Genomic DNA, 7,888 nt, shown 5'->3' on the forward strand with positions numbered 1-7,888 from the left:
GCTCGATGCTGTCCGTGGCACGTCCCCCGTTTGCAGCTTCCTGCACCGTTCATTGCCTCTTCAGACCAAGTCGGCTGACATGGAAGCGCATTTCGACGGAATCCGGCGCCACCGCGCGGAGGCCCGTCGGAGCCGCTTGTGTTCCACCAGACAGACAGGGGGAGTGATGCACGAGCGTGAGTTCCGTGCTTTCGTGTCCGTGGCAGAGATCGGGCGTATGGACCAGGCCGCCAGGGTGCTCGGATATTCACAACCGGCCATCAGTTACCAGATCAAGTGCCTCGAACAGGTACTGGGTATCAAACTCTTCACCCGCGATTCGACCGGCGCGAGACTCACCCGCGAAGGCCGGATGATATTGCCCTCGGCGCGGGCGGTACTCGCATTGATCGACAGTATGAAAGACGTCTGTGCGCCGGCCTGACCCGGCCGGCTCCGGCCCCGGCGGAGGGGGCCGGCGCCGGCCGGATTCCGTACGGTCAGTTCTGGGCCAGGCCGTTGCCCCACACCCAGGCGGCGATGCCCACCCGGTTGCGGGCGTCCAGTTTCCGCTGGATGTTGGCGATGTGCGTCTTGGCCGTACCGGCCGAGATGAACAGCTCCGCGCCGATCTCGGCGTTCGTCAGTCCCTTGGCGACCAGCCGGGCGATCTCCGTCTCCCGCTCCGTCAGCGACTCCAGCGGCCGCGCGGCACTGGGCCGGTTCGCGCCCTGCAGATTCTGCAGCAGGCTCACCGTCAGCGAGGGGCTGATGAGGGTGTCGCCGGCCATCGCCGCCCGTACGGCCTCCACCAGGAGGGTCGGGCCCGAGCGCTTGAGCAGGAACCCGCAGGCACCGTTGTGCAGTGCGGTGTGGACGTACTCGTCCAGCCCGAACGTCGTCACCACCACGACGCGCACCGGGTTCGCGGCCTCGGGGCCGGCCAGCCGCCGGGTCACCTCGAGACCGTCCATGCGGGGCATGCGGATGTCGGCGAGCACCACGTCCGGCTTGAGCCGCTCGGCCAGATCCACCGCCTGCCGTCCGTCCTCCGCCTCCCCGACGACTTCCATGTCCGGCTGGGAGTCCAGGATCAGGCGGAATCCGATGCGTACCGACTCTTGGTCGTCGGCGAGAAGAATACGAATGGTCACGGACAGCACCGTAGTTGGACGGGCCGACGGGCAGCCACCGGAGCGTATTCAAAGATTCTCTGCGGACTGGGGCCCCGATCCGGCCACTGACAGGATCGGGACGGCAGTACCCGAGCGCCGCCGCGCGCCGCCTTCCCCCCTTCTTCTCGCTTCTTCCCTCTTTGGAGCGGTGATTGAGCATGGCTCACACCAAGAGACTCGGATGGACCGCCGCGACCGCGGCGACGGCTCTGTCCTTCACCCTGCTGGGAGCTGTCCCCCCGGCGGCGGCCGAGGCCGCGGCGCGAGGTGACGCCACCCGGGTGCCACTGCTGCCCGCCGATCCCGGATCGCCCAACCGGCCCGCATGGCCGGAGGGCGACTTCGACACGGCCGCCACGCCGTCCGACGGCAGCGGCGCCCGGCCCGCCGTGCTGGCGCCCGCCGACGGTGCCGCCGTCACCGGTGCCCGGCCCTGGCTGTCCGCCGAGCGGCAACGCGGGGCGCGCGCCTACGAGTTCGTCATCGGCAGCGGTGACGGCGCGCGCACCGGGCAGGTGACCTCGTCCGGCTGGATCCGGTCGCCCCGGTGGCAGGTTCCTGCCGGGCTGCTGAAGGACGGTGGCCGCTACCACTGGACGGTACGCACCAAGGACGCCGCCGGCCGCGTCGGCAAGGACGCCGAGGCCCGCACCCTCACCGTTCGCCGACTGCTCGGCGCACAGGAGGCGGGCGGCCCCGTTCCCGTCGACAGCCTCGGCCCGGTCACCGTCGACCTCGCCACCGGCAACGTCACCACCTCCGTCAACACCGCCCAGGTGCCCACCGGTTCGGGCGACCTCGGCGCCACGTTCAGCTTCGACGCGCAGGGCGCCGCCACCGTCGGCGGACTGACCGGCTCCTATTACGCGGGCGACGACGAGGCCCGTATCGGGGAGGCCGCCGAGCCGGCCGAGGTGCGCACCGACGCCCGCGTCGACTTCCGCTGGGGCGGCGGCGCCCCCTACCCGGACGCCGAGCCCGGCGCCGGGTTCCGGGTGCGCTGGAGCGGACGGCTGTCGGTTCCCGCCGACGGCACGTACCGCCTCGGCGGCACCTACGACGGCGGACTGCGCGTCCTCGTCGACGGAAAGCCGCTCCTGGACGACTGGCAGGGCGACCGGGCCGGTGAGGACGGGCCGGTGTACGGGCGAAACGTCCGGCTGAAGGCCGGAACCGCCCACCGGATCACCGTCGAGTACCGCCGCCCGGAGCAGGGCGGCCAGGTCACCCTGTGGGCCGCCGCCGGCCGCCACGCCGCCCCCGTCCCCGCCTCCTGGCTGCAGCCGTCCGGCGCCGTGCTCCCGCCCGGCTGGACGGTCACCCCCGACGCGACGCCTCCCGCCGCGGCCTCCACCGCCGGCGCGCCCACGACGCCCGGAGCGGCGGCACCGGCCGCCACGCGCGCGGGGCAGGCGCCCGCCGGGGCCACGACCGCAGGGCAGGCGCCCGCCGGGGCCGCGGCCTCCGGGCCCACCGCCCCCGGGCCTGCCCCCTCCGGCTCCGCCGCCTTCCCCACGCCCGGAGACCGGGCAGAACGGGGCGACCGCGCCGGCGACGCCGGCGAGGACGGCGCCGACGCGGTCCCCGCCGCCGTCCCCGAGGGCCAGGCCGCGGCGATCGACGCCGCCGAGGAGGAAGGGCTCACCTTCCGCTACGCGGGCGACGAGGCCTGCGCCGATCACAACGCGCCGGCCGGGTACGTGTGCGCCGTCCGGGTGCCCGGCGCCGGCACCACCCAGCTGCACTACCGCGACGGCAAACTCGTCCGCGTCGTCAACCCCGGTGCGGAGGTGACGGACTTCGGGTACACGGCCGACCACCGGCTCACCACGGTGCGCCCGCCGCTGGTCATGGACTGGATCGCGGCCGGCACCGGCCGCGACACCGCCGCCGCCCAGTACCGCGTCGCCTACCGCGGGGACACCCCCGTCGTCTCCCGTGTCACCGGACCCGTGCCGGACGGCACCGACGCCGGGTCCGCACTCCGGCCGATGCGTTCCTACGCCATCGCGGCACGGGGGACCGAGGTCGAGGTCGCGGGAGTCACCACGCCGCAGGGCTGGGCGCGCCGGGTCACCTTCGACGCCGCCGGCCGGCTCGCGACGGACACCGACGCCACCCGCCGCACCACCCGCTACACCTGGACCGAGGACGGCCGCCCGCGGTCGCGGACCGACCCGGCCGGGCGGACGAGCACGACCGTCTACGACGAGACCGGCATGCCGTCCGGCTCCTACGGCCCCGGACCGCGCGAGTGCTTCGGCGCCGATCTGCGCCTCATCAGCCCGGCCCCCGACGGCTGCGCCCGAGTCCCGGCGCAGACCACCCGAGTCGGCGCCACCGGTCTCACCACCGTCCGTGCGGACTCCGACGGCGTGCCGCCGCTGACCACGCAGACCCGCCTCGACGAACTCGGCCTCCCGTCCGCCGTGGTGACCGACCCCGACGGTCTCGCCCTCGCCACCGGCTACACCTACGACGAGGCGTTCCGCCCGGTCGCCGAGACCAGCCCGGCGGGCACCCGGAAGACCTTCACCTACTACGGCAGCGCGGAGAGCGCGGACAACCCCTGCACGGAGGAGAACGACCCCGCGCCGCAACGCGGACTGCCCGAGTCCATCGCACTGCCCGCCGGCGCCGACGGCGCCGCCCGCGTCGAGAGGTTCGTCTTCGGCGCTCGCGGCCTGCCCGTCGCGGTCAACTTCGGCGGCCCCGAATGGACCTGCGTCGAGTACGACGAGCGCGGTGTCATCAGCAGGATGTCCATGCCGGGCAACGCCAACCTGCCCGCCTGGAGCGTCACCTACGACAACAGCCACGGCGGCGACCCGCTGACGCTGCGGGCCACCCAGCACGACCACACCATGACCCGCACCGTCGACCTGCTCGGCCGCACCGTCGACTACACGGACGGCCAGGGCACCCGCACCCGGACCGCCTACGACCGGGCCGGCCGCGTCGTGCTCGAGACGGTGACCCCGCCGTCCGCGGGCGACGCGCCCCAGGTCACGAAGTTCCGTCGTGACGCCGCCGGCCGCGTCGGCACCGTCGTCCTTGACGGCAGGCGGCTGGCCACGGCCGAGTACGACGCCGCGGGCGGGCTGAAGGGCGTGCGCTACGCCAACGGCACCCGGCTCGCCGTGGAGCGCGACGCCGCCGGACGGATCACCGCCAAGAACTGGACGCTCGCCGACGGCACCGGCAGGAACACCGGCGTGACCCGGTCCCGGTCCGGCACCGTCGTGGACGAGACCGTCGCGGGCGCCGACGGACGCCCCGGCGGCCCCGACTTCGTCTACGACACGGCCGGGCGGCTGGTGCGCGCCTGGACCACGGGACACGAGTACGTCCGCGACTTCACCTCCCGGGCGGCCGACGACTGCCCGAGCGGCACCCGGCCGGACGCCGGCGCCAACGGCAACGTCGTCCGCCTCACCGACCGCACCGCCCGCGGCACGACGGTCACCGGTTACTGCTACGACGACGCCGACCGGCTGCTCGCCACCACCGGCGACCACGCCGTCACCGGCCCGGACTACGCCCTCAACGGTCACCTCACCGGGTACCGGGCCGACGGCACGCGGGTGACGCAGCGTCCCGACGCCGCGGAGCGCTACCTCGGCGCCCGTCTCACCGGCGCGGGCGCCGGCGACGCCGACGTGACGTACAGCAAGGACATCGCCGACCACGTGATGGCCCGCACCACCACCACGGCACAGGGCACCCGGCACCTGCGCTACGGGCACACCGACATGGCCGAGGCCGCTCCCGACCTGGTGCTCGACGGCGACGGGCGGCTGCTGAACCGGGTCGTCGGCCTGCCCGGCGGAGTGGTGCTGACCGTGGACGCCGGCCGGGACGGCGCCACACCCACGACGTGGAGCCACCCCACGGTCCGCGGTGACGTCTTCCTCGTCACCGGCGACGACGGCCGGCAGCGCGGGGACCTCCACCGTTACAACCTGAACGGCGAGCCCGTGACCGCCGACGGCACCGTCGACCCGCGGGGCGTGCCGGACAACATGCCCGGCGACTTCGACTACGGATGGCTCGGCCGGTACCAGGTGGGCACCGAGCATGCCGGAGCCCTCTACAACGTGGTCCTCGACACCCGCGTGTACAACCCCTCCTTCGGGCGGTTCTCCGCCCCGGTGTCGTCGGGACCCTTCCTCAACCCCTACGAATACGCGGCCGGCGACCCGGTCAACCACACGAGCATCAACGGCTACAGCCTGGACGTGGAGAAGGAATGATGACGACGCCTTTCACCGACGCCGAGACCGAGCTGGTCGAGCACAACGGCACCCACCTGGTACGGGTGACGCCCCGTTCCGGCGGCGACCACCGCGGCTGGTTCACCGCCAACGCGGAGGCGCTGCGATCGACGATGTACGAGCACGCCGCCGTCATGGTGAAGGGGAGCGGGCTCGCCGAGCAGGCCGAACTGGCCGAGATCGCCGAGGAGATCGGCGGGGGACCGAGCCTGGAGTACAACGAGCGCTCCACCCCGCGCAGCCGGGTGACCGGCAACGTCTACACCTCGACCGAGTACCCGCAGGAACAGACGATCCCGCAGCACAACGAGAGCGCGTACTCGCAGAACTGGCCCCACAACGTCTTCTTCTTCTGCGCGCGCGCCGCGCAGACCGGCGGGGAGACCCCGGTCGCCGACAGCGCCGCCCTTCTCGACGCGCTCCCCGCCGACCTGGTACGCCGGTTCGAGGACAAGGGCGTGCTCTACACCCGGACCTACCGCACCGGCATGGGCCTGTCCTGGCAGGAGGGCTTCCAGACCGACGACAAGGGCCGGGTCGAGGCGTACTGCGCCGAGCACGGCATCGAGGCCGAGTGGGACGGCGACGTGCTGCGCACCCGCCAGCGCCGGCCCGCGGTCATGGAGCACCCCGTCACCGGGCGCAAGGTCTGGTTCAACCAGGCGCATCTGTTCCACGTCCACGCGCTGCCCGAGGCCGTCCGCGAGGGCCTGCTGGAGATCTGCGGCGAGGACGGTCTGCCCCGCAACGCCTACTACGGCGACGGCACGCCCATCACGGGCGACGAGATCGACACCGTCCTCGGCGCCTACCGGGACAAGACCCTGGCCGAGCCGTGGCGTACCGGCGACCTGCTGATGATCGACAACATCCTCACCTCGCACGGCCGCCGTCCCTTCACCGGCGACCGCACGGTGCTGGTGGCCATGACCCAGCGCACGGCGGACGCGGCATGACCACCGCCACCAGGGCCCCGGGCGACGTCGACCTCACGGACATCGACCTCACCGACCCGCGGACCTTCCTGGACCGCCAGGAGGAACTCGTCGGCATCTGGCGGGCATTCCGGACGCAGGACCCGGTCCACTGGCATCCCGTGCGGGGACGTGCCGTGCCCGGTTTCTGGGTCCTGTCCCGCTACCGGGACGTGATGGAGGTGTACCGGGACAACAAGCGGTTCACCTCCGAGCGGGGCAACGTGCTCGCCACCCTCCTGGAGGGCGGCGACTCGGCCGCCGGCCGGATGCTGGCCGTCACCGACGGACGGCGCCACCGGGAACTGCGCAACGTCCTGCTCAAGGCGTTCGCGCCCCGTGTTCTGGAGCCCGTCGTCGAGGGGGTGCGCCGGCGCGCCGACCGGCTGGTGCGCGAGGCGGTGGCACGCGGCACCTGTGACTTCGCACAGGACGTCGCCGAGCACATCCCGATGGCGACCATCGCCGACCTGCTCGGCGTGCCCACCGCCGACCGGGACTACCTGCTGTCCCTGACCAAGCAGGCCCTCAGTTCCGAGGAGGAGGGCCAGTCGGAGGAGGAGGCGCTGGTCGCCCGCAACGAACTCCTGCTGTACTTCTCCGACCTGGCCGCCGACCGCCGGGACGATCCCCGCGACGACGTGGTCAGCGTGCTCGCCGCGGCCACCGTGGACGGCGAGCCGCTCAACGAGCAGGAGATCGTGCTCAACTGCTACAGCGTCATCATCGGCGGCGACGAGACCAGCAGGCTGTCGATGATCTGCGGGATGCACGAGCTGATCGAGCACCCCGATCAGTGGCGCCGCCTCAAGGAGGGCGAGGTCACCGTGGAGAGCGCGGTGGAGGAGGTGCTGCGCTGGGTCTCCCCGGCCATGCACTTCGGACGCCGTGCCCTGACCGACGTGGAGATCGGCGGCCGGACGATCCGTGCCGGGGACGTCGTCACCCTGTGGAACAGCTCCGCCAACTACGACGAGGACGTCTTCGACCGGCCCGAGGTGTTCGACCTGCGCCGGACACCCAACAAGCACGTCTCGTTCGGGTACGGACCGCACTTCTGCCTCGGGGCCTACCTGGGCAGGGCGGAGATCCACGCGATGCTCAGCGCGCTGCGCACCCATGTCGCGGAGGCGGCCCTGACCTCGCCCGGACGTCCCATCCACTCGAACTTCCTGCACGGGTACAGCAGTCTGCCCGTCTCCCTGCGCGCGGAGCGGTAACCCCCCGGCCGACCGTGCGCACCCCGGGTGCCCCGCCTCTTCCGAGGTGGGGCACCCGGTGCTTTCCGGGTACCTGGAATGCCCTGCTGTACAGCGCGATGAGCATTCTTCGATATGGCTCTCCGGCGCTTCGAAGTTTTCCATGAGTCCACCTGACCGGCGGGATTTCATTCGTAGGGTGGGCCGGGTCGCCGCGACTGCCGCCCCCTGTCGGCAGGCGATTCTTCACGGGTCTCGACGCATCTACTCAATCGGAGTGAATGGCA

Annotated in this window: 5 protein-coding genes; 4 read left to right on the forward strand and 1 reads right to left on the reverse strand. The window is 72.5% G+C overall.

Features of this window, described 5'->3' with window-relative positions; all coding sequences use genetic code 11:
• Window positions 1–166: 166 nt before the first annotated feature.
• The gene (locus ACZ7G3_RS25550) at window positions 167–424 is read left to right on the forward strand and encodes a LysR family transcriptional regulator (protein WP_426517904.1); all 258 of its coding nucleotides are present in this window, start codon (window positions 167–169) and stop codon (window positions 422–424) included.
• A gap of 55 nt (window positions 425–479) precedes the next feature.
• On the opposite strand, the gene ACZ7G3_RS25555 is transcribed toward ACZ7G3_RS25550, so the two are convergent.
• Window positions 480–1,133, reverse strand: coding sequence for a response regulator (locus tag ACZ7G3_RS25555; protein ID WP_470928378.1), 654 nt, complete (start codon window positions 1,131–1,133; stop codon window positions 480–482).
• Window positions 1,134–1,312: 179 nt separating this feature from the next.
• Here ACZ7G3_RS25555 and ACZ7G3_RS25560 point away from each other — a divergent pair, with 179 nt between their 5' ends.
• Genes ACZ7G3_RS25560 through ACZ7G3_RS25570 form a run of 3 tightly spaced genes read left to right on the forward strand, consistent with a single transcriptional unit; the run spans window position 1,313 to window position 7,622 of the window.
• The gene (locus ACZ7G3_RS25560) at window positions 1,313–5,407 is read left to right on the forward strand and encodes a PA14 domain-containing protein (protein WP_470928379.1); all 4,095 of its coding nucleotides are present in this window, start codon (window positions 1,313–1,315) and stop codon (window positions 5,405–5,407) included.
• On the forward strand, window positions 5,404–6,384 hold the full coding sequence (locus ACZ7G3_RS25565; RefSeq protein ID WP_426517900.1) for a TauD/TfdA family dioxygenase: 981 nt from the start codon (window positions 5,404–5,406) through the stop codon (window positions 6,382–6,384). The genes ACZ7G3_RS25560 and ACZ7G3_RS25565 overlap by 4 nt, the downstream gene beginning before the upstream one ends.
• On the forward strand, window positions 6,381–7,622 hold the full coding sequence (locus tag ACZ7G3_RS25570) for a cytochrome P450 (protein WP_470928380.1): 1,242 nt from the start codon (window positions 6,381–6,383) through the stop codon (window positions 7,620–7,622). The genes ACZ7G3_RS25565 and ACZ7G3_RS25570 overlap by 4 nt, the downstream gene beginning before the upstream one ends.
• The last annotated feature ends 266 nt before the right edge of the window (window positions 7,623–7,888 follow it).

The sequence above is a fragment of the Streptomyces sp. NPDC037271 genome, from assembly GCF_055603605.1.

Coding starts and splice junctions, on each gene's coding strand:
- ACZ7G3_RS25550 (WP_426517904.1), top strand. CDS start 167: ATGCACGAGCGTGAGTTCCGTGCTTTCGTGTCCGTGGCAGAGATCGGG.
- ACZ7G3_RS25560 (WP_470928379.1), top strand. CDS start 1,313: ATGGCTCACACCAAGAGACTCGGATGGACCGCCGCGACCGCGGCGACG.
- ACZ7G3_RS25570 (WP_470928380.1), top strand. CDS start 6,381: ATGACCACCGCCACCAGGGCCCCGGGCGACGTCGACCTCACGGACATC.
- ACZ7G3_RS25565 (WP_426517900.1), top strand. CDS start 5,404: ATGATGACGACGCCTTTCACCGACGCCGAGACCGAGCTGGTCGAGCAC.